Source organism: Streptomyces sp. BJ20 (genome assembly GCF_022869105.1).
Classification (GTDB): Bacteria; Actinomycetota; Actinomycetes; order Streptomycetales; family Streptomycetaceae; genus Streptomyces; species Streptomyces griseoincarnatus.
On record NZ_CP094918.1, the window covers coordinates 923,745 to 946,739 of the forward strand.

Annotated in this window: 18 protein-coding genes; 10 read left to right on the forward strand and 8 right to left on the reverse strand. The window is 72.7% G+C overall.

All coding sequences use genetic code 11. From position 1 onward, the window contains the following. Window positions 1–56: 56 nt before the first annotated feature. The 5 genes from MTR79_RS04385 (at window position 57) to hutH (ending at window position 7,261) form a co-directional block, all read left to right on the forward strand. On the forward strand, window positions 57–947 hold the full coding sequence (locus MTR79_RS04385) for a biotin--[acetyl-CoA-carboxylase] ligase (protein ID WP_114874635.1): 891 nt from the start codon (window positions 57–59) through the stop codon (window positions 945–947). Between the two features lie 853 nt (window positions 948–1,800). Then, the gene (locus MTR79_RS04390) at window positions 1,801–2,913 is read left to right on the forward strand and encodes an adenylate/guanylate cyclase domain-containing protein (RefSeq protein ID WP_048455931.1); all 1,113 of its coding nucleotides are present in this window, start codon (window positions 1,801–1,803) and stop codon (window positions 2,911–2,913) included. A 737-nt stretch (window positions 2,914–3,650) separates the two neighbouring features. Then, window positions 3,651–4,451 (forward strand): enoyl-CoA hydratase-related protein, encoded by an 801-nt coding sequence (locus tag MTR79_RS04395; protein ID WP_244789220.1) that lies wholly within the window; start codon window positions 3,651–3,653, stop codon window positions 4,449–4,451. A 55-nt stretch (window positions 4,452–4,506) separates the two neighbouring features. Beyond that, window positions 4,507–5,658 carry a GGDEF domain-containing protein gene (locus MTR79_RS04400; protein WP_244789222.1) on the forward strand — a complete coding sequence of 384 codons (1,152 nt, stop codon included), beginning with the start codon at window positions 4,507–4,509 and terminating at the stop codon, window positions 5,656–5,658. A 64-nt stretch (window positions 5,659–5,722) separates the two neighbouring features. Next, a complete protein-coding gene (gene hutH, locus MTR79_RS04405; RefSeq protein WP_244793059.1) occupies window positions 5,723–7,261 on the forward strand; it encodes a histidine ammonia-lyase in 1,539 nt (512 codons plus the stop codon). Between the two features lie 60 nt (window positions 7,262–7,321). Here the strand turns inward: hutH and MTR79_RS04410 are convergent, their stop codons facing one another. Continuing rightward, entirely contained in the window at window positions 7,322–7,648 is a 327-nt protein-coding gene (locus MTR79_RS04410; protein ID WP_189366617.1) for an LAETG motif-containing sortase-dependent surface protein, read from the reverse strand. Window positions 7,649–8,333: 685 nt separating this feature from the next. On the opposite strand from MTR79_RS04410, the gene MTR79_RS04415 reads away from it, so the two are divergent. Both MTR79_RS04415 and MTR79_RS04420 read left to right on the forward strand, forming a co-directional pair. After that, window positions 8,334–9,587: an Ig-like domain-containing protein gene (locus tag MTR79_RS04415; protein ID WP_086703159.1), complete on the forward strand. Its 1,254-nt coding sequence runs from the start codon at window positions 8,334–8,336 to the stop codon at window positions 9,585–9,587. Window positions 9,588–9,886: 299 nt separating this feature from the next. Continuing rightward, window positions 9,887–13,219 carry a S8 family serine peptidase gene (locus MTR79_RS04420; RefSeq protein WP_244789224.1) on the forward strand — a complete coding sequence of 1,111 codons (3,333 nt, stop codon included), beginning with the start codon at window positions 9,887–9,889 and terminating at the stop codon, window positions 13,217–13,219. A gap of 75 nt (window positions 13,220–13,294) precedes the next feature. Here the strand turns inward: MTR79_RS04420 and MTR79_RS04425 are convergent, their stop codons facing one another. After that, entirely contained in the window at window positions 13,295–14,206 is a 912-nt protein-coding gene (locus MTR79_RS04425; protein WP_244789226.1) for a helix-turn-helix transcriptional regulator, read from the reverse strand. A 177-nt stretch (window positions 14,207–14,383) separates the two neighbouring features. On the opposite strand from MTR79_RS04425, the gene MTR79_RS04430 reads away from it, so the two are divergent. After that, window positions 14,384–15,424: an NAD(P)-dependent alcohol dehydrogenase gene (locus MTR79_RS04430; RefSeq protein WP_175447728.1), complete on the forward strand. Its 1,041-nt coding sequence runs from the start codon at window positions 14,384–14,386 to the stop codon at window positions 15,422–15,424. Between the two features lie 299 nt (window positions 15,425–15,723). Here the strand turns inward: MTR79_RS04430 and MTR79_RS04435 are convergent, their stop codons facing one another. The 3 genes from MTR79_RS04435 to MTR79_RS04445 form a co-directional block, all read right to left on the reverse strand. After that, the gene (locus MTR79_RS04435) at window positions 15,724–16,422 is read right to left on the reverse strand and encodes an SAVMC3_10250 family protein (RefSeq protein WP_244789228.1); all 699 of its coding nucleotides are present in this window, start codon (window positions 16,420–16,422) and stop codon (window positions 15,724–15,726) included. A gap of 33 nt (window positions 16,423–16,455) precedes the next feature. Beyond that, window positions 16,456–17,610 carry a translation initiation factor IF-2 N-terminal domain-containing protein gene (locus MTR79_RS04440; protein ID WP_244789230.1) on the reverse strand — a complete coding sequence of 385 codons (1,155 nt, stop codon included), beginning with the start codon at window positions 17,608–17,610 and terminating at the stop codon, window positions 16,456–16,458. A 108-nt stretch (window positions 17,611–17,718) separates the two neighbouring features. Then, window positions 17,719–18,837 carry a hypothetical protein gene (locus MTR79_RS04445; protein ID WP_086703166.1) on the reverse strand — a complete coding sequence of 373 codons (1,119 nt, stop codon included), beginning with the start codon at window positions 18,835–18,837 and terminating at the stop codon, window positions 17,719–17,721. A gap of 150 nt (window positions 18,838–18,987) precedes the next feature. On the opposite strand from MTR79_RS04445, the gene MTR79_RS04450 reads away from it, so the two are divergent. Then, window positions 18,988–20,145, forward strand: a complete 1,158-nt coding sequence (locus tag MTR79_RS04450) for a cystathionine gamma-synthase (RefSeq protein WP_189366620.1) — start codon at window positions 18,988–18,990, stop codon at window positions 20,143–20,145. A 30-nt stretch (window positions 20,146–20,175) separates the two neighbouring features. Here MTR79_RS04450 and MTR79_RS04455 read toward each other — a convergent pair whose 3' ends face one another. The 3 genes from MTR79_RS04455 to MTR79_RS04465 all read right to left on the reverse strand — a co-directional run bounded on the left by MTR79_RS04455 (window position 20,176) and on the right by MTR79_RS04465 (window position 21,588). Beyond that, window positions 20,176–20,424, reverse strand: coding sequence for a hypothetical protein (locus MTR79_RS04455; RefSeq protein WP_086703169.1), 249 nt, complete (start codon window positions 20,422–20,424; stop codon window positions 20,176–20,178). An 18-nt stretch (window positions 20,425–20,442) separates the two neighbouring features. Continuing rightward, a complete protein-coding gene (locus MTR79_RS04460; RefSeq protein WP_086703171.1) occupies window positions 20,443–20,943 on the reverse strand; it encodes a sigma factor-like helix-turn-helix DNA-binding protein in 501 nt (166 codons plus the stop codon). A 126-nt stretch (window positions 20,944–21,069) separates the two neighbouring features. Next, complete coding sequence (locus MTR79_RS04465; protein ID WP_231628093.1) at window positions 21,070–21,588, reverse strand: MarR family transcriptional regulator; 519 nt, start codon at window positions 21,586–21,588, stop codon at window positions 21,070–21,072. A 145-nt stretch (window positions 21,589–21,733) separates the two neighbouring features. Here MTR79_RS04465 and ilvA point away from each other — a divergent pair, with 145 nt between their 5' ends. Beyond that, window positions 21,734–22,963, forward strand: a complete 1,230-nt coding sequence (gene ilvA, locus MTR79_RS04470) for a threonine ammonia-lyase (protein WP_189366621.1) — start codon at window positions 21,734–21,736, stop codon at window positions 22,961–22,963. Window positions 22,964–22,995 lie beyond the last annotated feature (32 nt).

Consider the following 22,995-nt stretch of genomic DNA (forward strand, 5'->3'; position numbering starts at 1 on the left):
TAGTGGGGGGCTGTGTGTTCGGCAGTGCGGTGTTTCCCACACCTAGTGTGGGTTGCATGACACCCCGAGATGACTCCGGATCCCCTGAGCCCCGTCGTAGCCGGTGGTCCGACCTTGACCGGCCCCCGTTGAACGCCGCCGCGTTGCGGCGGGCTCTGGTGCGGGAGGGGGGTTTGTGGCGGGAGCTGGACGTGGTGCAGCGGACCGGGTCCACGAACTCCGACCTTGTGGCGCGGGCGGCGGGGGGCGGCCGCGGCTTGGGGGAGGGGGTTGTCCTCGTCGCCGAGGAGCAGAGCGCCGCGCGGGGGCGGCTGGACCGGAAGTGGGTGGCTCCGGCTCGGTCGGGGCTGTTCTTCTCCGTGTCGCTGCGGCCCGGGGATGCCGGTGTGCCGATGGAGCGGTGGGGGTGGCTGCCGCTGCTGACGGGGGTCGCCGTGGCTACGGGGCTGGCTCGGGCCGGGGGTGTGGATACGGCGTTGAAGTGGCCGAACGATGTCCTGGTGACGGTGAGGGGAGAGGAGCGGAAGGCCGGGGGGATCCTGGCGGAGGCCGCCGGGGACGGGGGTGTGGTGGTGGGGGTCGGCGTGAATGTCAGCCTGCGGGCCGAGGAACTGCCCGTGCCCACGGCGGGGTCGCTGGGGCTGGCGGGGGCCGTGAGCACGGACCGGGATCCGCTGCTGCGGGCGGTGCTGCGGGGGCTGGAGGACTGGTACGGGCGGTGGCGGGCGGCCGGCGGGGACGCCGGGGCATGTGGGCTGCAGGAGGCGTACGCGGCGGGGTGCGCGACGCTGGGGCGGGTTGTGCGGGCGGAGCTGCCGGGGGATCGGGCGCTGGTGGGGGAGGCGGTCGCGGTGGACGGCGACGGGCGGTTGGTGCTGGCTACGGAGGCGGGGGTGCAGGAGCCGGTGGGGGCGGGGGACATCGTGCACTTGCGGGCGGCGGGGTGAGGGGACGCCGGGGGCGGCCGGTGGGGGCGGGCGTGGCGCCTGCGGTGGGTGGGTGGTGCGGTGAGGACTTGGGTTTGACGCCTGCGGCGTGGGGGTGTGGTGCGGTGAGGGCTGCGGGTTGACGCCTGCGGAGCGGTGGGGGTTGAGGTCGTGTGCCTGCGGCGCAGGGTTCTGTGCGGTGGGGGTTGATGTAGCGCCTACGGCGGGTGGGTGGTGCGGGGCCGCGGTGGGGGCGGTCGTCCTCGGTCTGGCGCGAGAGTGCGTGCTGGAGAGGTTCGGGGCGTGGACGCGCCAGCCGCTGCGGGCGCCCACCCCCACCCCGTCCCCTCCCCGCCGTGGGCGGCTGCACCGACACCGGTGGCGGATGCCGCCATTCGCCGCCCCCGGGCGCGCGGTGGCGTTCGCGAGTGTCGCCAACTGCGTGCAGTCGTGCCTCCGCCAGTGCCTCAAGGGCCTGGGAGGTGCCCCCAGGGCGATGGGGGTACCTCCCGCTCATGGGGGTCTCCCCGCTCGAGCGGAGTCGAGAGTGGGGGAGAAGCCGAGAGTGGGGGAGGGTGGGCGCGGCGGCACCCTGCTGGCGCCAGGTGCGCCGACTCCCACCGGCCCGCACCCGTGCCGCGTACCTACGCAGCACACGGGGTGTGCAACACCCCCGCACAGACCCGCGCCGGGTGTGCAACGCCCACCCCCGCCACACGACCGTGGCTGAAAACGCACCCCCGGCGCGTAGGTGGAGGCACGCCCCCCCACACCTCACCCACGGCCCAACCTGACGGAGTGAGCTACCGCACACCTGCCGTAGAGTTGAGCCCGGTCGAGACATGGCCGTGACAGATCGGAAGGGCAGCAACGCGTGAGCGTCGACGACTCGGGTTCCGGTGCGGACGCGCAGGGCGACGGCGAGGATCCGCTTGCTCTGCGCCTCGAGCAGCTCATTCTGGGCGCCGAGCGCCGGTACACGCCGTTCCAGGCGGCCCGCAGCGCCGGCGTCACGATGGAGCTCGCCACCCGCTTCTGGCGTGCCATGGGCTTCGCCGACGTGGGTCAGGCGAAGGCCCTGACGGAGGCGGACGTCCTCGCCCTGCGCCGCCTCGCGGGTCTGGTGGAGGCCGGCCTGCTGAGCGAGGCCATGGCCGTCCAGGTCGCCCGGTCCACCGGTCAGACCACCGCGCGTTTGGCCGAATGGCAGATCGACTCGTTCCTGGAAGGGCTCACGGAGCCGCCCGAGCCCGGTATGACCCGCACCGAGGTCACGTATCCGATCGTCGAGCTGCTCCTGCCCGAGCTGGAGGAGTTCCTGGTCTACGTGTGGCGGCGGCAGCTCGCCGCCTCGGCCGGGCGTGTCGTGCAGGAGGCCGACGACGAGGAGATGGTCGACCGGCGGCTCGCCGTCGCCTTCGCCGACCTCGTGGGCTTCACCCGCCTCACCCGGCGGATGGAGGAGGAGGAGCTCGGCGAGCTGGTCGAGGCCTTCGAGACGACGGCCGCCGATCTGGTCGCTGCGCGCGGCGGGCGGCTCATCAAGACCCTCGGCGACGAGGTGCTGTACGCCGCCGACGACGCCGGGACCGCCGCGGAGATCGCCCTGCGGTTGATAGAGACCATGGCGAACGACGAGACCATGCCGGAGCTGCGCGTCGGCATGGCCTTCGGCACCGTCACCACCCGGATGGGCGATGTCTTCGGCACCACCGTCAACCTCGCCTCCCGGCTGACCTCCATAGCCCCCCGCGACGCCGTTCTTGTCGACGCCGACTTCGCCCATGAGCTGATCCGCACCGGTGACGCGCCGGCCAGTGAGGCGGCCGCCGCCGAGGCTGCGGCCGCGGCGGAGAAGGAGGGCGAGGAGCCGCCCACGTACCGGTTCGCCCTCCAGCCGATGTGGCAGCGGCCCGTCCGTGGTCTCGGCGTGGTCGAGCCCTGGCTGCTCACCCGGAGGACTCCCCCGGAGGCGTCCTCCGACTGACCGTCGGCGCGGTTCTCAGCCGCCCAGGCAGATGTTCAGCAGCGGGAGGCAGAGGCCGCGGTCATCGTCGTCGTCCTCGTCGTCGGGTGGCGGGGGCGGGGGTGCGGGTGTCGTTGCCGGCGGTGACGGTGTCGGCTTCTGCTCCGGTGGGGGCTCGGGCGTCGGTGACGTCCGGGGTGGCGGGGGTGTCGCCGCGTGCGGGCTCGGTGGCGCCGTGGACGGCTGCGGTGGTGCGGGCGGCTGCTGAGTGAGCGGAGCCTGTGCCTTTCCTCCCTGCGCCCTCGGTGACGTCGGGCTCGGGTGGGGCGCGGGCGGGCGTGTCGTGCCCCCTGGGGGATTGGTTTCTTCGCTCGGTGCGGTGGCGGCGCCGCTCTCCTCCGGAGAGGGGAGCGAGACCGCCGTCGTGTCCCTCGGCGGGGCGTCCGGCGTCGACAGGTGGATGAGCGTCGCCGCGCCCGCCGTCAGGGTCAGGGCGCCCGCGGCCAGGAGGGCGCGGCGGTGGCGGGGTTTGCGGTGGCGTCCTCGGGGGACGGCGCGTGTCTCGTCCGGTGTCATCGTCTGGCTCCCCCCTGCGCGCGCCCCCGGCGCGCGCGGTGTGCGCACGGTATGCGGCGGGGGCGGTGCGGCTCAGGCGAGTCGGTCGTATGTCACTCGAACGGGTGGACCCTTTTCCTCTGTGGCTCGCGGCTGCCATGATCGGGGCGAGCCAAGTTAACCCGCGTTAACCGGAGGGTGTCATGAGTGAGGAACGGTTCGGGGAGTTCGTGCTGGTGCGGCGGCACGAGCGGGGGCATGTCGCGGAGCTCGTCCTCGACCGGCCGAAGGCCATGAACGCGGTGTCGACCGAGATGGCCCGTTCGATCGCCAGGGCCTGCGCGGCGCTGGGCGAGGACCGTGACGTACGGGCGGTGGTGCTGGCCTCGTCGCACGAGCGGGCGTTCTGTGTGGGGGCCGACCTGAAGGAGCGGAACTCGTTCAGCGACGCTGATCTTGTGCGGCAGCGGCCTGTGGCGCGGGCCGCCTACACCGGGGTGCTGCAACTGCCGGTGCCTGCCGTTGCCGCCGTGCACGGGTTCGCCCTGGGCGGTGGGTGCGAGCTTGCTTTGTCGTGCGACGTGATCGTGGCCGACCGTACGGCCGTCATGGGGCTGCCCGAGGTGTCCGTCGGCGTCATCCCGGGCGGGGGCGGTACGCAGCTGCTGCCCCGCCGGGTCGGGTCGGCGCGGGCGGCCGAGCTGATCTTCACCGCGCGGCGGGTCGAGGCCGGGGAGGCGCGGGAGATCGGGCTCGTGGACGAGTTGGTGGAGGAAGGGCGGGACCGTGAGGCGGCGCTCGCCATGGCCGCGCGGATCGCCGGCAACTCGCCCGTGGGGCTGCGGGCCGCCAAACGGGCGCTGCGGCTGGGGCACGGGCTCGACCTGCCGGCCGGTCTCGAGGTCGAGGACGCGGCCTGGCGGTCGGTGGCGTTCTCCGGGGACCGGGCGGAAGGGGTCGCCGCTTTCAACGAGAGGCGGCGGCCGGAGTGGCCGGGGGAGTGACTCCCCCGTCGCCCTCGATGTCTCGATAAGCGGAAAATCTCCCTAATCTGGGGGAATGGGTGAGGAGAGCCGCCTGGCGGCCGTGGTGGCGCTGGCTCAGGGCATGGCCGCCGCGCACAGTTCGCGGGAGGCATGGCGGGCCGCCGCCGGCGGGGCCCGCCGGGCCCTGGGCGGGAGCTTCGCCGCGCTGTCGGTGTGGGAGCGGGAGCTCGGACGGCTGCGGGTGCTGGTGAACGTCGGGGAGCTCGCCGAGGGGGAGGAGGAGTTCCCCGAGGACGAGTCGTACCCGGTGCACCAGTTCGCCGAGATCACCGAGTTCCTGCACGAGCAGTGGGCCGGCGGAGGCGAGCCCGACGCCTGGGTGGAGACCGCGCAGGGCCCCGAGGAGGGGCGCGCCGGGTACTGCCACCAGCGGGTGGCGGCGCTGCGGCGGCGCGGGCGCGGCTGCTGCGTGGTCGCGCCGATCGTGCTGCACGGGCGGGCCTGGGGCGAGCTGTACGTGGCCCGGCCGGTCGGCGAGCCCGTGTTCGGGCGGGCGGACGCCGACTTCGCGACCGTGCTGGCCGCCGTGGTGGCCGCGGGGATCGCGCAGACCGAGCGTCTCGAGGAGGCGCGGCGGCTGGCCTTCACGGACTCGCTGACGGGGCTGGCGAACCGGCGGGCCGTGGACGCCTGGCTGGACGAGGCGGTCGAGATTCACCGGCGTGACGGGGCCGTCGTCAGCCTGGTGGTGTGCGACGTCAACGGGCTGAAGCGGGTCAACGACACCCTGGGGCACTCCGTGGGGGACCGGCTGCTGGAGCGGTTCGGGGGCGTGCTGTCACTGTGCGGGGCGATGCTGCCGGGCGCCCTGGCGGCGCGGCTCGGCGGGGACGAGTTCTGTCTGCTGGCGGTGGGACCGTCCGCCGACGAGGTGGTCAAGGCGGCCGACGAGGTGTGCCGGCGCGCCGTGGAGCTGGGCATCGGCGACGGTGTCGCGTGCGGGGTGGCGTCCACGGACGACCCGATCGGGCCCGTCCACTCGGCGCGGCGGCTGTTCCGGCTGGCCGACGCGGCGCAGTACCGGGCCAAGGCCGAACGGGCCGCGCACCCCGTGGTGGCCGGGCGGGCGGGGCCGGACGACCCCGTGGTGCGGCTCGCGGACGAACCCTCGCGGGAGGCCGACGGGGAGCGGCGCCGGTTCCGCGGGCGGCACGCGCCCGGGTAAGGGGCGCGGACCGGGTCCGGTGGTGACAGTGGGGCATTCACTGCGTAGGCTCCTGAATATGGATATGCGCACAGTGGTGGTGGGGACGTCGGGCGTGACCGCGTCCGACGTGCTGGCCGTGGCGCGCGACGGCGCCCGCGTCGAACTGTCCGAGGAGGCGGTCGCCGCCCTCGCCGCGTCCCGCGAGATCGTGGACGCCCTGGCCGCCAAGCCGGACCCGGTCTACGGGGTGAGCACCGGCTTCGGCGCCCTGGCGACCCGGCACATCAGCCCGGACCTGCGCGCGCAGCTCCAGCGCAACATCGTCCGCTCGCACGCCGCCGGCATGGGGCCGCGGGTGGAGCGGGAGGTCGTCCGCGCGCTGATGTTCCTGCGGCTCAAGACCCTCTGCTCCGGGCGCACCGGCGTCCGGCCCGAGGTCGCGCGGACCATGGCCGACGTGCTGAACGCCGGGATCACCCCGGTGGTGCACGAGTACGGCTCCCTCGGCTGCTCCGGCGATCTCGCCCCGCTCTCGCACTGCGCCCTCGCGCTGATGGGCGAGGGGGAGGCGGAGGGCCCCGACGGCAGCGTGCGGCCCGCCGGCGACCTGCTGGCCAAGCACGGGATCCGGCCCGTCGAACTGCGCGAGAAGGAAGGACTCGCCCTCCTCAACGGCACCGACGGCATGCTCGGCATGCTGGTCATGGCCCTCGCCGACCTGGACCTCCTCTACCGGTCCGCCGACGTCACCGCCGCGCTGAGCCTGGAGGCGCTGCTCGGCACCGACAAGGTGCTCGCGCCCGAGCTGCACGCCATCCGCCCGCACCCCGGTCAGGCCGCCAGCGCCGCCAACATGCTGGCCGTTCTACAGGGTTCGGGTCTGACCGGGCATCACCAGGACGACGCGCCTCGGGTCCAGGACGCCTACTCCGTGCGCTGCGCCCCGCAGGTCGCCGGCGCCGGACGCGACACCCTCGCGCACGCCCGGCTGGTCGCCGAGCGGGAACTCGCCGCCGCCGTGGACAACCCGGTGGTTCTGGCTGACGGGCGCGTCGAGTCCAACGGCAACTTCCACGGCGCTCCGGTCGCCTACGTCCTGGACTTCCTCGCCATCGCCGCCGCCGACCTCGCCTCCGTCACGGAGCGCCGTACCGACCGGCTGCTGGACAAGAACCGCAGCCACGGACTGCCGCCGTTCCTCGCCGACGACGCCGGCGTCGACTCCGGGCTGATGATCGCCCAGTACACGCAGGCCGCCCTGGTCGGCGAGCTGAAGCGGCTCGCCGTGCCGGCGTCGGCGGACTCCATCCCGTCGTCCGCGATGCAGGAGGACCACGTCTCCATGGGCTGGTCCGCGGCACGCAAGCTGCGCACCGCCGTCGACGGCCTGACCAGGGTCGTCGCCGTGGAGCTGTACGCCGCCGCACGGGCCGTGGAACTGCGCGAGGGCCTCACGCCCGCCCCGGCGACGCGGGCGGTGCTGAAGGCGCTGCGGGAGGCCGGTGTGGGCGGTCCCGGCCCCGACCGGTACCTGGCGCCCGACCTCGCCGCCGCGGAGACCTTCGTGCGCGACGGGCGGCTGGTCGAGGCCGTGGAGCGGGTCACAGGGCCTCTGAGGTGAAACGGCCGGGGCCCCGCGGACGACTCCGCGGGGCCCCGGTACGCCGTGGGGAGGGGGCGCTCAGAACTCCAGGCGCTCCCGGCGGACCGAATAGACGACGAAGCCGGCGCCGAGGGCCAGACAGGCCGTGCCGCCGACGATGTACGGGGTGCTGTCGAAGCTGCCGGTGTCCGCGAGGCGGACCTCCTGGCCGGTGCTCTCCAGGTTGGCCGTCGTCGCGCTCGACACGCTTCTCGCCTGCTCGGTGACCTGCGGGGACGGGCTCGCGGACGGCGAGGTCCTGGCCGGGGCGTCCGAGGTCGCGTTCGCGGACGGGACGAACCACAGGGCGCACAGCAGGGTGCCCGCGGCGGTGGCGGTCAGCAACGGACGGAGCGCGGATGACACGGAATATCGATCCCCTTGTGGCGCTGGCGAATTGGCCGTGTGGGCTGATGGTAGTGAACCGCGCGGGTCACAGGAAAGTCACGGGAGCCCTTCTCTGTGCGCTCCGGCGGTGAGTCCGCGAGGTGTGTGGGGAATTGCCCGGTTTCGCCCCAAGGGGAGGATGCGCAGGTGGTGAACGAGCTTGCGCACAAAGGCTTGTGACCGAGGCCACAGTAAGAATCCCCGTGCTCTCTTACGTATCCGTTCGTACTGGTCGGCGGGGGTTCCGGGGGGTCGGCCGGGGTGGAGGGTGTGAGGCGGTGGACGGTTGGATCACGACCCGTACTCGCGTGAAGGGGGAAAGGGCGACGAGGATGGCGACCGGTTCGACGAGGACTGCGAAGACGAGTCCGACGACGAAGAGTCCCACCACGACGCGTCCCAGGCGGCGGGTTTCGCGCCGGCTGAGGCGACTTGGGGAAAAGTTGACCCCGGGGGGCAACCGACGTCCCGGGGTTGCACGTCTCAATCGGCGCACTGACCGGCGTTCCCGCGGTCCGCAACGGCGGACGTGGTGAGTCCCACATGCGTGGGACTCGGGAACCGGATCACCCGGTCGTAGCGTTGAAGGTTGTGGACGAGGCGTCTCGGCTCCCGCCAGGGGCCTCGTGGGGTTGGGATTCTGGCAACGATGGAGAAGCGTGTGATGACGGACGGTAAGCGGCGGCGCAGGGGTCTGGCGGCCGCGTCCGCTCTGCTCGGCGGAGTTCTGGTGCTCTCGGCGTGCTCCGGCGGGGGCGACGACGCCGCGGGGTCCGACAGCAAGGACACCTCGCAGGCGCAGGTCGACGAGGCGGCGGCCAAGAAGTCCTCCGAGGCGCAGATCAAGATCACGCCCAAGGACGGCTCGACGAACGCCTCCATCAACAACTCGGCCACGGTGACCGTCGACAAGGGCGAGCTCACCGAGGTCACCATGACCACCGCCGACGGCACCGCCGTCGAGGGCCAGATATCGGCCGACAAGAAGAGCTGGAAGCCCAGCGGCCAGCTCGAGCGCGCCACCACCTACAAGCTGTCGGCCTCCGCGAAGGACTCCGAGGGCCTCGTCGCCCACGAGAACGCGTCCTTCACGACGGTCTCCCCGTCCAACAGCTTCATCGGCAACTTCACCCCGGACGACGGCACCACGGTCGGCGTCGGCATGCCCGTGTCGATCAACTTCGACAAGGCCATCACCAACAAGGCCGCCGTGCAGAAGGGCATCGAGGTGTCCTCCAGCAGCGGCCAGGAGGTGGCCTGCCACTGGTTCAACGCCAACCGCATGGACTGCCGCCCCGAGCAGTACTGGCAGGAGGGCTCCACCGTCACGCTGAAGCTGGCCCTCGACGGGGTCGAGGGCGCCGAGGGCGTCTACGGCGTCCAGCAGAAGGCGGTCACCTTCAAGATCGGGCGCAACCAGGTCTCCTACGTCGACGCCAAGACCAAGCAGATGAAGGTCACGCAGAACGGCAAGACCGTCAAGACCATCCCGATCTCCGCCGGCGCGCCCGAGAACAAGACGTACGAGGGCCAGATGGTGATCTCCGAGAAGTTCAAGGAGACCCGGATGAACGGCGCCACGGTCGGCTTCACCGACGACGACGGCAAGGGCGAGTACGACATCAAGGACGTGCCCCACGCCATGCGGCTGAGCACCTCCGGCACCTTCATCCACGGCAACTACTGGGGTGCGAAGTCCATCTTCGGCAGCGTCAACACCAGCCACGGCTGCGTGGGCCTCGCCGACACCAAGGGCGCCAACGACCCGAGCACGCCGGGCGCCTGGTTCTACAACAACTCCATCGTCGGTGACGTCGTCGTCGTGCAGAACACCGGCGACAAGACCATCGCCCCGGACAACGGCCTCAACGGCTGGAACATGAGCTGGGAGCAGTGGAAGGCGGGCTCCGCGGTCTGACGCCCCCTCCGCCACGACGGACCCACACCACCCGGCCGATGCCCTCGTCCCCTCCCTCGGGAGCGGTGACGGGGGCATCGTCCGTCTCTGCCCCTCCCGCCCCAACCACGCGATTCTGTAACGGAGTTCCGACGGCCACATCACAGTCACCCGGCGACTTCGCGACCACTCCCGATCCCCCTTGAGCCGCTTGATCACCGGTCGGCATACTCCGAGCACCGGGGGGTGCGCGCAGGCGTACGAGACCACCCCCGGCCGGGTGACACTTCTGCCGCCCGGAGATCTCGCTAGGGGGAACCTTGCGCAGACAAGTCAAAAGAGCATGCGCGGCCACGATCGCCACGGCGACCGCTGTGGCGCTCGCGGCGGGCATGGCCGGCCCCGCGTCGGCGAACGGGGAGGGCGGCACGGCCGCCGGCTCGTCCGCCGACGCGGCCGCGCTCAAGGGGAAGCACCGGGTCACCCTCATCACCGGTGACCGGGTCGCACTGGACGCCAAGGGCCGCGTCGTGGGCCTGGAGCCGGCCGAGGGCCGGGAGAACATACCCGTCCAGATCCGCCGCAGCGACGGCCGCACGCTGGTCGTCCCGGCCGACGCCGCGCGGCTGGTCGCGACCGGCAAGCTGGACCAGCGTCTCTTCGACGTCACCGAGTTGAACAAGGCGGCGACCCGCACCGCGCACCGCGGCGGTCTGCAGGTCATCGTCGGCTACCGGGGCGCCGCGAAGACCGCCAAGGCCGACGTCCGCGACGCGGGCACGGTCCGCCGGGCGCTGACGTCCCTGAACGCTGACGCGGTGCAGACGCCGCGCGAGGCCACGGCCGAACTGTGGGAGGCCGTCACCGACGGCGACCGCACCGCCTCCGGTGTCGCCCGCGTCTGGCTGGACGGCGTCCGCAAGGCGTCCCTGGACACCTCGGTCGGACAGATCGGCACCCCGAAGGCGTGGGAGGCCGGCTACGACGGCAAGGGCGTCAAGATCGCCGTCCTGGACACCGGTGTGGACGCGGCCCACCCGGACCTCAAGGGCCAGGTGACCGCGGCCAAGAACTTCACCTCCGCGCCCGGCACCGGTGACGTGGTCGGCCACGGTACCCACGTCGCGTCCATCGCGGCCGGCACGGGCGCACAGTCCAAGGGCAAGTACAAGGGTGTCGCGCCCGGCGCGAAGATCCTCAACGGCAAGGTCCTCGACGACTCGGGCTTCGGCGACGACTCCGGGATCCTCGCCGGCATGGAGTGGGCGGCCGCCCAGGGCGCCGACATCGTCAACATGAGCCTCGGCGGCATGGACACCCCGGAGACCGACCCGCTGGAGGCGGCGGTCGACAAGCTGTCCGCCGAGAAGGGCATCCTGTTCGCCATCGCGGCGGGCAACGAGGGCCCGCAGTCGATCGGCTCGCCGGGCAGCGCGGAATCGGCCCTCACCGTCGGCGCCGTCGACGACAAGGACAAGCTCGCCGAGTTCTCCTCCACCGGCCCGCGCCTCGGCGACGGCGCCGTCAAGCCGGACGTCACCGCCCCCGGCGTGGACATCACGGCCGCCTCGGCGAAGGGCAACGAGATCGCCAAGGAGGTCGGCGAGAAGCCGGCCGGCTACATGACCATCTCCGGCACCTCGATGGCCACCCCGCACGTCGCGGGCGCCGCCGCGCTGCTCAAGCAACAGCACCCGGAGTGGAAGTACACGGAGCTGAAGGGCGCGCTGACCGCCTCCACCAAGGACGGCAAGTACACCCCGTTCGAGCAGGGCTCGGGACGTGTCCAGGTGGACAAGGCGATCGCGCAGACCGTGATCGCGGAGCCGGTGTCGCTGAGCTTCGGCGTGCAGCAGTGGCCGCACGCCGACGACAAGCCGGTCACCAAGAAGCTCACCTACCGCAACCTCGGCACAGAGGACGTCACGCTGAAGCTGACGTCGACCGCGACCGGCCCGAACGGCAAGGCCGCCCCGGCCGGCTTCTTCACCCTCGGCGCCTCCACCCTGACCGTCCCGGCGAACGGCACGGCCTCCGTGGACGTCACCGCGGACACCCGCCTCGGCGGCACGGTCGACGGCACGTACTCGGCGTACGTGGTCGCCACCGGCGCCGGCCAGAGCGTGCGCACCGCCGCCGCGGTGGAGCGCGAGGTCGAGTCCTACACCGTCACGCTGAAGGTCCTCGACCGCTCCGGCAAGGCCACCGCGAACTACTCGGCGTACCTGTCGGGCCTCACCGGCCTCGGCAAGGACCGGTCGTACGCGCCGTACGAGGCCGACGGCACGGTCAGCGTGCGCGTGCCCAAGGGCGGTTACGTCCTGGACGCCAGCGTGTTCGTGGGCGCCGACCCGGAGAAGTGGCGGGGCGCCGACTGGCTCGCGCAGCCCAGGCTGGACGTCACCAGGAACACATCGGTGACGCTGGACGCCCGCAAGGCCAAGCCGGTCAAGGTGACCGTGCCGGGCAAGGGCGCCAAGGCGCAGTTCGCCGCGACCGACTTCACGATCGAGACGAACGACGGCGCGGTCTCCTACGGCTGGTGGCTGGACAGCTTCAGCGGCTTCCGCACCGCGCACCTCGGCCCGCAGATCACGAACGGCACGCTGAGCCAGCAGTGGAACGCCCACTTCAGCAACGGCGCCAAGGCGCAGTACAGCGCCGTCAGCGGCGGCAAGGTGAAGAAGGTCGCCACCGGTTACACCCGCGCCTTCAAGGCCAAGGAGTTCGCCACCGTCCAGGTCGGCATGGGCGCCGCGGCGAGCGGCAAGAAGGGCGCCGTCGGCGCGTTCGGCTGGCTGCCAGGCGGCTCGGGCGCGACCGGCTTCTCCCAGGAGCAGAAGCTGCCCAGCACCCGCACGCTGTACCTGTCCACGGTCAACGGCGTGACGTGGGACCTCGACTTCGAGCAGCTCGGCGGGGTCGACGAGGAGGGCTGGCCCGTCTACGAAGCCGGCTACAGCATCGGCGCCGGCAGGACCTACAAGGGCGGCAAGACCTACAAGGAGACCGTGAACACGGCCGTCTTCGGCCCGCGTCTCACCTCGTCCTACGGCGTCTTCCGCGACGGCAACAGCATCTACGGCCTGATTCCGCTGTTCGCGGACGGCAAGGGGCACGCGGGCTCCTCGGACTTCTCGTCCGCCGTCACGACCCTCTACCGCAACGGCAAGAAGGTCGGCTCCAACAACGACCCGCTGTTCGGCGAGGAGGGCTTCACCGTCCCGTCCGGTGACGCCGCCTACCGGCTGACCACCTCGGTCAGGCGGAGCGCCAAGGTCGCCGCCGCGTCCACCCGCATCGACGCGAGCTGGACCTTCCGCTCCAAGAAGACGTCGGGCGAGAAGCAGCTGCCCGTCTCCTCGGCCCGGTTCGCCGCGGTCACCGGGCTGGACAGCAAGGTCCCGGCCGGCAAGAAGGCCACCTTCCCGGTCGTCGTGGAAGGCGCCGCCCGGGGCAAGAACCTCAAGTCCCTGGCGGTCCACGTCTCCTACAACGGCGGCAAGACCTGGAAGAAGACCACGGTCACGAAGGGCAGGATCACCGTCAAGAACCCCGCGAAGGGGAAGGCGGTCTCCTTCCGCGCCAAGATCACCGACAAGAAGGGCAACGCGTCCCTGATCACGGTCCACAACGCCTACTACGGCAAGTAGTCCGCGACCGGTGACGGCCCGCCGGAGGCGCCTGCCTCCGGCGGGCCGTTGCCGTTTCCCTGCCCGTCCCGCCTCTCAGGCGGCCGGTGTCCGCGGCCCGTCCGCCGGCGCGTGCGCGTTCCAGCTGCCCAGCAGGCGCAGCGCCTCGGCCGACGGCGACCCGGCCTCCGCGCAGTACGTCACCAGCGACTGCTCGGCCTCCCCGGCCGGGCGGAGCGACTCCCACAGCAGCGTCAGCTCACCGACCAGCGGGTGCCGCAGCCGCTTCACGCCGTGGCTCTTCTCCTTGACGTCGTGCCGCGCCCACAGCGTGCGGAACTCCTCGCTCTTCACGGACAGTTCGCCCACCAGGGCGGACAGCGCGGGGTCGTCCGGGTGTCGTCCCGCGTCCATGCGCAGATAGGCGACCATGTCGCAGGCCTTCTGCTCCCACTCCACGAACAGCTCGCGCTGCGCGGGGTCGAGGAAGACCATCCGCGCCCAGTTGCGCTCCTGCGGCGGCAGCGCGCCCCAGTCGCCGAAGACCGCCGTCGCCATCCGGTTCCAGGCGAGGATCTCCGAGCGCCGGCCCACCACGTACGCCGGCACCGTCTCCATCGCCTCCAGCAGCTGCCGCAGCGCCGGACGGGTCTGACGGCTGCGGGGCTCCGGGGGCCTGCGGCGCCGGCCCGGCCGGGCGAGATGCGTCAGATGCGTGTGCTCGGCGTCGCTCAGCCGCAGCGCGCGGGCGATCGCGTCGAGGACCTCCGCCGACACGTTGCGCCCGTTGCCCTGCTCCAGACGTGTGTAGTACGCCACGGACACCCCGGCGAGCTGCGCCAGCTCCTCCCGGCGCAGACCGGGCACCCTGCGGTGCCGTCCGAGGTCCGGCAGCCCCACGTCCCGCGGCTTCAGCCGGGCCCGCCGCGTGCGCAGGAACTCGCTCAGCTCGGCACGCGGGTCCAGGCCGCCCCGCACGCCGGCCGGGTCGTCCCTGTGCTCGTCCATAGGTCCATGGTGCCCGTTCGTACGCACCTCGTGCCTGTCCCCGCCAGTGGTAGGCACAGCGTGCGTAGGCAACCGGGAAGTCCGGGTACGCGCCGCCCGTTGTCGCAGGCTGGACACCGTGCGGGCCCGGGAGGAGAGATCCCGGGCGCACGACCCTTCGAGGAGGAGAACCTTCGTATGACCACTGTCGCCGCGTACGCCGCGCCCGCCGCCAAGGCACCGCTGGAGCGCACCACCGTCGAGCGGCGGGCCGTCCGCGAGCACGACGTGCTGATCGACATCAAGTTCGCCGGGATCTGCCACTCGGACATCCACCAGGTCCGTGAGGGCTGGGGCGAGGCGATCTTCCCGATGGTCCCCGGCCACGAGATAGCGGGAGTCGTCTCCGAGGTCGGCCCCGGCGTGACCCGGTTCAAGGTCGGCGACCGGGTGGGCGTGGGCTGCATGGTCGACTCCTGCCGCGAGTGCGAGATGTGCCGGGCGGGCAAGGAGCAGTACTGCCTGAACGGCCAGACCCCGACCTACAACGGCATCGGCCGGGACGGTGAGCCCACCTACGGCGGCTACTCCGAGAAGGTCGTCGTCGACGAGAACTTCGTCGTGCGCATCCCCGACGGGCTCGCCCTCGACGTCGCCGCGCCGCTGCTGTGCGCGGGCATCACCCTGTACTCCCCGCTGAAGCGCTTCGGTGCGGGCCCCGGCCGCAAGGTCGCGATCGTCGGCATGGGCGGCCTGGGCCACATGGGCGTGAAGATCGCGCACGCGATGGGCGCCGAGGTGACGGTGCTGTCGCAGTCCCTGCGCAAGAAGGACGACGGGCTGCGGCTCGGCGCCGACCACTACCACGCCACCAGCGACCCGAAGACCTTCGAGGAGCTGCGCGGCTCCTTCGACCTGATCGTGTCGACGGTGTCGGCGCCGCTGGACTTCGCCGCGTACCTGTCGCTGCTCAAGCCCGAGGGCACCCTGGCGAACGTGGGCGCCCCCGAGGAGCCGATCTCGCTGAACCTGTTCTCGCTGATCGGCGGCGGCCGGTCGCTGGCCGGCTCGATGATCGGCGGCATCTCCGAGACGCAGGAGACGCTGGACTTCTGCGCCGAGCACGGCATCGGCGCGGAGATCGAGCTGATCGCCGCGTCCGAGATCAACGAGGCCTACGAGCGCGTCGAGAACAGCGACGTCCGCTACCGCTTCGTGATCGACACGGCCACGATCTGAGTCCGCGCGCACCGTGCCGTCGCGGCCGTGCCGCCGCGACGGCCCGGTGCCGGACGGACTACTGCGCCGTGGCCCGGGAAGGTGGCACGGTGACGATCAGCCCACCGACCGGCCCCACCCGGCCGCAGCCGTCGCCAGGAGGCCCCGGTGCAGGAAGGACCCGACGCGCCCGAGAACGCGCCCGCCCCTCCCGACGCGGAGGAACCGGAGGAGGAGGGCCTGTCCCTGGACGCCCTGCCGGCCGCCTGGACCGCCTGAGCCGCCCGCCCCTCCTCCGGGAAGCGCCGTGACCCTGGACATCACGCGTCCGTGTACTCCACGTACAGAGGGCTCGCGACCAGCAGGCCGGGCAGCTTCGTGGCGGGGAAGCCCGTGGTGACGCGGGCGTAGCCGCGCATCGTCGCCGCCGTCTCCGGGTGGGTCTGAGCGTCGATGCGGGCCAGCAGGGCGTGGAGCGCGGTGACCAGGGAGGGGCGGCGGCCGTCCGGACCGGTGCCGAGGTCGTCGGAGAGGGCGGCGAGCAGCGCGCCGGGCGCGCTGGCGTCCGAGCCCAGCAGATTCCGCACGAGCGTGCCGGACTGGCGGGTCTCGTCGGTGACGCGGGCCGGCGGACCCGCGATCAGATGGTCCACCGAGCCGTGCAGCAGCAGCCGGACCGGGCGGTCCGGCACCGGGGCGTCCGCGAAGAACACCATCGTCGGGTCGGCGCCGTCCAGGACGAAGTAGTTGAGCGGCGCCTCGAAGGCGATCCACTGCCCCGGCCGCACCCCCGCCTCCGTGTACCAGCGCGCCGACTCCTCGACCCGGCGAACCACCCGCAGCAGATGCCTGCCCCACAGGTCGGACGCGGGGCCGGGCGACGGGTCCACCTCCACCCCGCCGAACGGCATGGAGACGCTGACCCGCTGCCGGGGCCAGGCGGACCGCAGTCCGGGCAGAAACTGCGAGAGTTTCCGGTCGGACAGGTAGATGACTTCCTGCACTCCTGCTCCGTTCATCACACGTCCCGTTCTTCGGCACGTCCCCGCTCGTCACACGTCCTGGAGTCCGAGGAACTCGAAGGCCGCCGGCGGCAGCAGCTCCGAGGGCCGGTACAGCCCGTCCGGGCCCGGCTCCATGTCCCGCACGATGCGGTCCAGCAGTTCGTCCAGACCGGGGCGCCCGTCCGGGGCCGGCCGCAGACAGGGCGCGACCACGTCCACGAAGGCCTCCGGCACCCCGCTCAGGTCGGGCGCCTCGGTCTGCATGCGGAGCATGGTGCGCACCGGGTCGCTGCCCGGGTACGGGCTGTGCCCGGTCGCGGCGAACACCAGCACCGCGCCCAGCGCGTACACGTCGCTCGCGGACGTCACCTTCCGGGCGTCCAGCGCCTGCTCGGGCGACATGAAGGCGGGCGTCCCCAGCGTGGTGTGCGCGACGGTCAGCTTGCTGGCCGCGGCGGCCGCCGCCAGGGCGAGCCCGAAGTCGATCACGCGCAGGCCGTCCACGCCGACCAGCACGTTGGACGGCTTGAGGTCGCGGTGGACGATGTCCGCCGCGTGCACCGAGCGCAGCGCCTCGACCAGCTGTGCGGCCACCCAGCGCAGCGCCCTCAGCGGCAGCGGCCCGCACGCGTCGACGAGGTCCTTCAGGGACGGCGCCGAGACGTACGCGGTGGCCAGCCAGGGGATGTCCCCGGTGGTGTCCGCGTCCACGACGGGTGGTGCGTAGAAGCCGTTCACGCCCCGCGCGGCGGCCACCTCACGCTGGAAGCGCCCGCGGAACTCCAGGTCGTCGGCCAGCTCCTCCTTGACGACCTTGACGGCGAGCAGCCTCCCGGCCGGGGTGCGCCCGAGGAACACCCGGCCCATCGACCCGCTGCCGATCCGCCGCAGCACCGTGTACGGCCCGACCCGGCGCGGGTCGAAGGACTGCAGCGGCTTCCAGCGGGACGTGGGGTCCCACTCGTGGTGCGTCGGCCGCAGCACCGAACCGGCGGGCGGCGCCGCGGGCGGCGGCACCCGGGGCAGGGACGCGGCCGTCTCCCGCACGACTCCCAGGGCGTCGATCAGCTCCCGGACCACCGGCGCCTCCACGGTGGCCGACGCCGACCGCACGAAGTGGCCCAGTTCGGTCATCTTGTCCAGGACGACCTCGCTGTCGACCCCGACCTTCTTGGCCAGCTCGTAGACCCGCACGTTCGCCACACCCGACTCCTCCACCGGAGGCCCGTTGTGGCCTCGCAGGGGTCAAGAATATGGGTGCGGACGGGTCAAAATACGGACAAACACCGGGGCGTCGCGCGGGTGTTGACGTCAGTGCGGCAGCGTGGCCGGGCTGCCGCCGTTCGCCTCGTAGCCGGCGACCGCCAGGGCGCGGTACACCGCGAACTCGGCGGCCGGGTCCGGGGAGAGCGTCCACGGCAGGGCGCCGACGTGCCCGTCGACGTGTACGAGCTGGCCCATGGCCTCCGCCCAGCGCTCGGAGCGCACCAGGAAGAAGATCAGCATGTGCCGTGCGTGCGCGAGCATCGGGTCGTCCGGGCGGGCCGAGTGCACCGCGTGCAGCGCGCCGTGTATCGCCTTGGAGACGACCTCGGTCTGGTAGAACCCGCTGACCAGATTCACCTCCGGGAGGTGCTCGAACACCGCGAACAGCGGCATCGCGGCCAGCAGCGACCCCTCGGGCGCCCGCGCCGCCGCGGCCTCCGCGAAGTCGTACGCCTGCTGCCGAGAGCCGTGCCACTTCTCGCACCAGTAGTGCAGCGCGGCCAGGTGCGCGCCCATGTGCGCCGGGGCGCGGTCCAGGATCTTCAGCCAGACCTGCTCGAACTCCTGCTGCGAGTAACCGAGTCCGCGCGCCACGGACAGCTCCACGATGTACGGCACCGGGTCGCCGGGGGCCAGCAGGGCGGCCTCGCCGCACGCCGCCTTCGCCTCCTCCATGATGATCCGGAACTCGTCCGAGCCGGGCGCGGCCGTGCGCCACGCCTGCTGCACCAGGAACTCCGCGTGGACCGCGGCGCCGCCCGCGTCCTTGGGCATCTCCGAGCGCCACACCCGCAGCCACTGGCCGCCCGGCGCCTCGGAGACCCCGCCGGGCCGCTGCGCCAGCTCCAGGGACGCGGCGCCCGCGAACGCCTGCACCCGCTGCCAGCGCTGCTCGCCGTCCGCGGGTGTGCCCGCCAGCAGCTGCTGCGCCGCGCGGTAGTCCTGGGTGCGCTGGACCACGTCGAGGACGTCCAGCAGGTCCTGGTCGGGGCCGGGCATGCGGATGTCCAGCTCCTCCTGGCGCGCGAAGCCGTAGTTCGCCGGGTCCGCCGCGTCCGGGTGGCCGGCCGGGACGAGACCCACGGCGCCGCGCCGGCGCCGCAGGAACGGCAGCAGCACGAAGCCGATCATGAGGAGGGCGATCAGAACCCACAGAATCTCCATGTCACAAGCGAACCAGACCGCGCGGCCGAATGGCCAACCCGTGGCCCGTACCTGTGGAAAAACCCCGGCGCCCGCCCGAAAAGGCCCCTTCGCCCCGCCCGGACCGGCGGCGGACGTCATCACACCGTTCCGCGCACTACCCTCGGGCGCATGAGCGACAGGCACATCAGTCAGCACTTCGAGACGCTCGCGATCCACGCGGGCAACACCGCCGACCCCCTGACGGGCGCGGTCGTCCCGCCGATCTACCAGGTGTCCACCTACAAGCAGGACGGCGTCGGAGGCCTGCGCGGCGGTTACGAGTACAGCCGCAGCGCCAACCCGACCAGGACCGCGCTGGAGGAGAACCTGGCCGCCCTCGAGGGCGGCCGCCGCGGGCTCGCGTTCGCGTCCGGACTGGCGGCCGAGGACTGCCTGTTGCGCACGCTGCTCGCGCCCGGCGACCACGTGGTCATCCCGAACGACGCGTACGGCGGCACGTTCCGCCTGTTCGCGAAGGTCGTGGCGCGCTGGGGCGTGGAGTGGTCGGTGGCCGACACCTCCGACCCGGCGGCGGTGCGGGCCGCGATCACCCCGAAGACCAAGGTGGTCTGGGTGGAGACCCCCTCCAACCCGCTGCTCGGCATCACCGACATCGCCGCCGTGGCCCAGGTGGCGCGGGACGCCGGCGCACGGCTGGTCGTCGACAACACCTTCGCCACGCCGTACCTCCAGCAGCCGCTGGCGCTCGGCGCGGACGTCGTCGTGCACTCCCTGACCAAGTACATGGGCGGCCACTCGGACGTCGTCGGCGGCGCCCTGGTCACCGCCGACGCGGAGCTGGGCGAGGAGCTCGCGTTCCACCAGAACGCGATGGGCGCGGTAGCCGGGCCCTTCGACTCGTGGCTGGTGCTGCGCGGCACCAAGACGCTGTCGGTGCGCATGGACCGCCACAGCGAGAACGCGACCCGCGTCGCCGACATGCTCACCCGCCACCCGCGCGTCACGAGCGTGCTGTACCCGGGTCTGCCCGACCACCCCGGTCACGAGGTCGCCGCCAAGCAGATGCGTTCCTTCGGCGGCATGATCTCCTTCCGCGTCGAGGGCGGCGAGCAGGCGGCCGTCGAGGTCTGCAACCGTGCGAAGGTGTTCACCCTGGGTGAGTCCCTGGGCGGCGTCGAGTCGCTGATCGAGCACCCGGGCCGGATGACGCACGCGTCGGTGGCCGGCTCGCAGCTGGAGGTACCGGCCGACCTGGTGCGTCTGTCCGTCGGCATCGAGAACGCCGACGACCTGCTCGAGGACCTTCAGCAAGCACTCGGCCGCTAGAACGCTGCCGGACAGCGGAGAAAGGCCCGGTCACCAGCCGGTCAGGGGTGGGGTCGTGTCGGACGGCGGCTCCACCCAGGGCCGGGCGGTCAGCGCCCACACCGTGAACACCACGGCCGCCGCGCACAGCAGCAGCCACAGCACGCGCCGGGCGCAGGTGCGGCGCCGGAGCTTACGGGCACCGCGCCGCACCGCCTCCGCGGCGAGGTCGGGCGGCAGCGCCGGCGGGCCCGCCACCATCAGCCTCCGCACCCGCTCCTCACGGTGTGAACGGTTCACCGGCCGCCCCCTCCCCGGTCATGACGGCACCGTGCCGGCGCGGCCCAGCGAGGGGGCGGGCCTGGGCGCGGGACGCAGCACGACGGCCATCGCACGGTTCTGCACGGCCCGTACGCGCTCCGTCGGCAGGCCCAGCAGGGCCGCCGTCTGGTCCTCGCCGATGCCCTCGTGCAGCCGCATCACCAGGATCAGCCGCTCCTGCGGGCTCAGCCCGGCCAGCGGGCCGCCGGGCGGCGGCCGGAAGGGGAGCCGCCCGCCGTACCGCAGGGTGCTGAGCGCGAACCTGATCATCAGATAGCGCCGGGTGTGGTCGTACGGGTCCTCGCCGTGCAGACGGTCCCAGCAGGCGTACGTACGGGTCAGGGCCAGGGTGAGCAGGCGCTGGGCGCGCGGGTTGGCGTCCCGGGGCTCGGCGGTCAGCAGGGTCGCGGTGTGCAGCAGCCGTCCGCCCGCGCCCGCCACGTACGCCCGGAACTCCTGGGCGCGACGGACGTCGTCACACGCATGCCGTGGTCGCACCCGCACCTCCCGAAGCCCCCGCGGAGAGCCGCCCCGCGCCGTGCGCCGGACGAGGTCCCCCTCCACATATCAGGCCAGGGCGCGCCCCGGGTCAAGAGGCGCGCACGCTGCGGGAGCGCTGCCGGGTCAGGAGTCGCCGCGGTCGTGCCCGGCCATCCGGGCGGACAGCGCGCCGTTGAACCGGGTGAGCAGCGCGCAGAACGCCTCCCGCTCCTCCGGCGCCCAGTCCTCGGTCAGCTCGGCCATCAACTGCCGCCGGGAGGCGCGTACTTCCTCCAGGCGGGCCTGGCCGCGCGGGGAGAGCTGGAGCACGACGGCGCGGCCGTCGTCGGGGTGCGAGGTCCGCGTGACCAGGCCGGTGTCCACGAGCGGCGCCACCTGCCGGGTGACGGTGGAGGAGTCGATCCCCATGCTCGCGGCCAGGGCCTTGACGCCCATCGGGCCTTCCTTGTCCAGCCGGTTGAGCAGCAGGTAGGCGGCGCGGTCCATGGAGTTCCGCACCTGGCCGACCCCGCCGAGCCGGGTCTGTTCGGCGCGGCGGGCGAAGAGCGCCACCTCGTGCTGCAGAGTGTCGAGAAGACCGGTGTCGCCGACCGCGGTCAGATCGGGCGTCATGTCCATCGACATTTCAGGTGTAGTGGGCATGGCGGGGGGCTCACTTCGTGATGGGCTGCTGATGGGACGACAGGGTACGCGGCCGGGGCGCGGACCGTACCGGGGCTGTGCAAAGCGGTCGTCCGCGGGTTGGTCACACCGGGGCCGTCCCTGTGGAAACTGCGATGCTGGAGGCATGAGCTACAGCACGGCCGACCGTCTGCGCACCGTCACCCTCGACGACGTGCGCGGCGCTCACAAGATGCTCTCCGGCGTGGCCCGCACGACCGCGATGGAGGGCAGCCGGCACCTGTCCGCGCAGGTGGGCGCGCCGGTGCTGCTGAAGTGCGAGAACCTCCAGCGCACCGGCTCCTTCAAGCTGCGCGGCGCGTACGTGCGGATCGCCGGGCTGCTCCCCGAGGAGCGGGCCGCGGGGGTCGTCGCGGCGAGCGCGGGCAACCACGCGCAGGGAGTGGCACTGGCCTCGTCGCTGCTCGGCGTGCACTCGACGGTGTTCATGCCGAAGGGCGCCCCCCTGCCGAAGATCAGCGCGACCCGGGAGTACGGCGCCGAGGTCCGCCTGCACGGGCAGGTGGTGGACGAGTCGCTGGCCGCGGCGCAGGAGTACGCGCGCGAGACGGGCGCGGTGTTCATCCACCCCTTCGACCACCCGGACATCATCGCCGGGCAGGGCACGGTGGGTCTGGAGATCCTGGAGCAGTGCCCCGAGGTGCGGACGATCGTCGTCGGGGTCGGCGGGGGAGGGCTGGCGGCCGGGATCGCGGTCGCGGTGAAGTCGCTGCGGCCGGACGTGCGGATCGTCGGCGTGCAGGCGGAGGGCGCGGCCGCCTACCCGCCGTCGCTGGCCGCCGGGCGCCCGGTGTCGTTGAACCACCCCGTGACGATGGCCGACGGGATCAAGGTGGGGCGGCCGGGTGACGTGCCGTTCGCGCTGGTCGGCGAGCTGGTGGACGAGGTGTGCACGGTCACCGAGGACGAGCTGTCGGCCGCGCTGCTGCTGTGCCTGGAGCGGGCCAAGCTGGTCGTCGAGCCGGCCGGGGCGAGCCCGGTCGCGGCGCTGCTGAGCCGGCCGGAGGCCTTCGAGGGACCGGTGGTCGCGGTGCTGTCCGGCGGGAACGTGGACCCGGTGCTGATGGAGCGGGTGCTGCGGCACGGCATGGCGGCGCAGGGCCGCTACCTGGCCGTACGACTGCGCCTGACAGACCGGCCGGGCGCCCTGGCCTCGCTCCTGGGGGCGTTGTCAGTGGTCGACGCTAACGTCCTCGACGTGAGCCACGTGCGGACGGACCCGCGGCTGGGACTCACGGAGGCGGAGGTCGAGCTGCACCTGGAGACCAAGGGACCGGCGCACTGCGCCGAGGTTCAGCAGGCCCTGCGCGACGCGGGTTACACGGTCATGGGCTGACGCCGGACGCGGCTTCACCCCTTCGGGTAATC

Bases quoted from the DNA above. Each gene is read 5' to 3' on its own strand.
- MTR79_RS04400 (WP_244789222.1), top strand. From the start codon at position 4,507: ATGGGTGAGGAGAGCCGCCTGGCGGCCGTGGTGGCGCTGGCTCAGGGC.
- MTR79_RS04395 (WP_244789220.1), top strand. From the start codon at position 3,651: ATGAGTGAGGAACGGTTCGGGGAGTTCGTGCTGGTGCGGCGGCACGAG.
- ilvA (WP_189366621.1), top strand. From the start codon at position 21,734: ATGAGCTACAGCACGGCCGACCGTCTGCGCACCGTCACCCTCGACGAC.
- MTR79_RS04445 (WP_086703166.1), bottom strand. From the start codon at position 18,837: ATGGAGATTCTGTGGGTTCTGATCGCCCTCCTCATGATCGGCTTCGTG.
- MTR79_RS04415 (WP_086703159.1), top strand. From the start codon at position 8,334: ATGACGGACGGTAAGCGGCGGCGCAGGGGTCTGGCGGCCGCGTCCGCT.
- MTR79_RS04435 (WP_244789228.1), bottom strand. From the start codon at position 16,422: ATGAACGGAGCAGGAGTGCAGGAAGTCATCTACCTGTCCGACCGGAAA.
- hutH (WP_244793059.1), top strand. From the start codon at position 5,723: ATGCGCACAGTGGTGGTGGGGACGTCGGGCGTGACCGCGTCCGACGTG.
- MTR79_RS04450 (WP_189366620.1), top strand. From the start codon at position 18,988: ATGAGCGACAGGCACATCAGTCAGCACTTCGAGACGCTCGCGATCCAC.
- MTR79_RS04425 (WP_244789226.1), bottom strand. From the start codon at position 14,206: ATGGACGAGCACAGGGACGACCCGGCCGGCGTGCGGGGCGGCCTGGAC.
- MTR79_RS04465 (WP_231628093.1), bottom strand. From the start codon at position 21,588: ATGCCCACTACACCTGAAATGTCGATGGACATGACGCCCGATCTGACC.
- MTR79_RS04385 (WP_114874635.1), top strand. From the start codon at position 57: ATGACACCCCGAGATGACTCCGGATCCCCTGAGCCCCGTCGTAGCCGG.
- MTR79_RS04430 (WP_175447728.1), top strand. From the start codon at position 14,384: ATGACCACTGTCGCCGCGTACGCCGCGCCCGCCGCCAAGGCACCGCTG.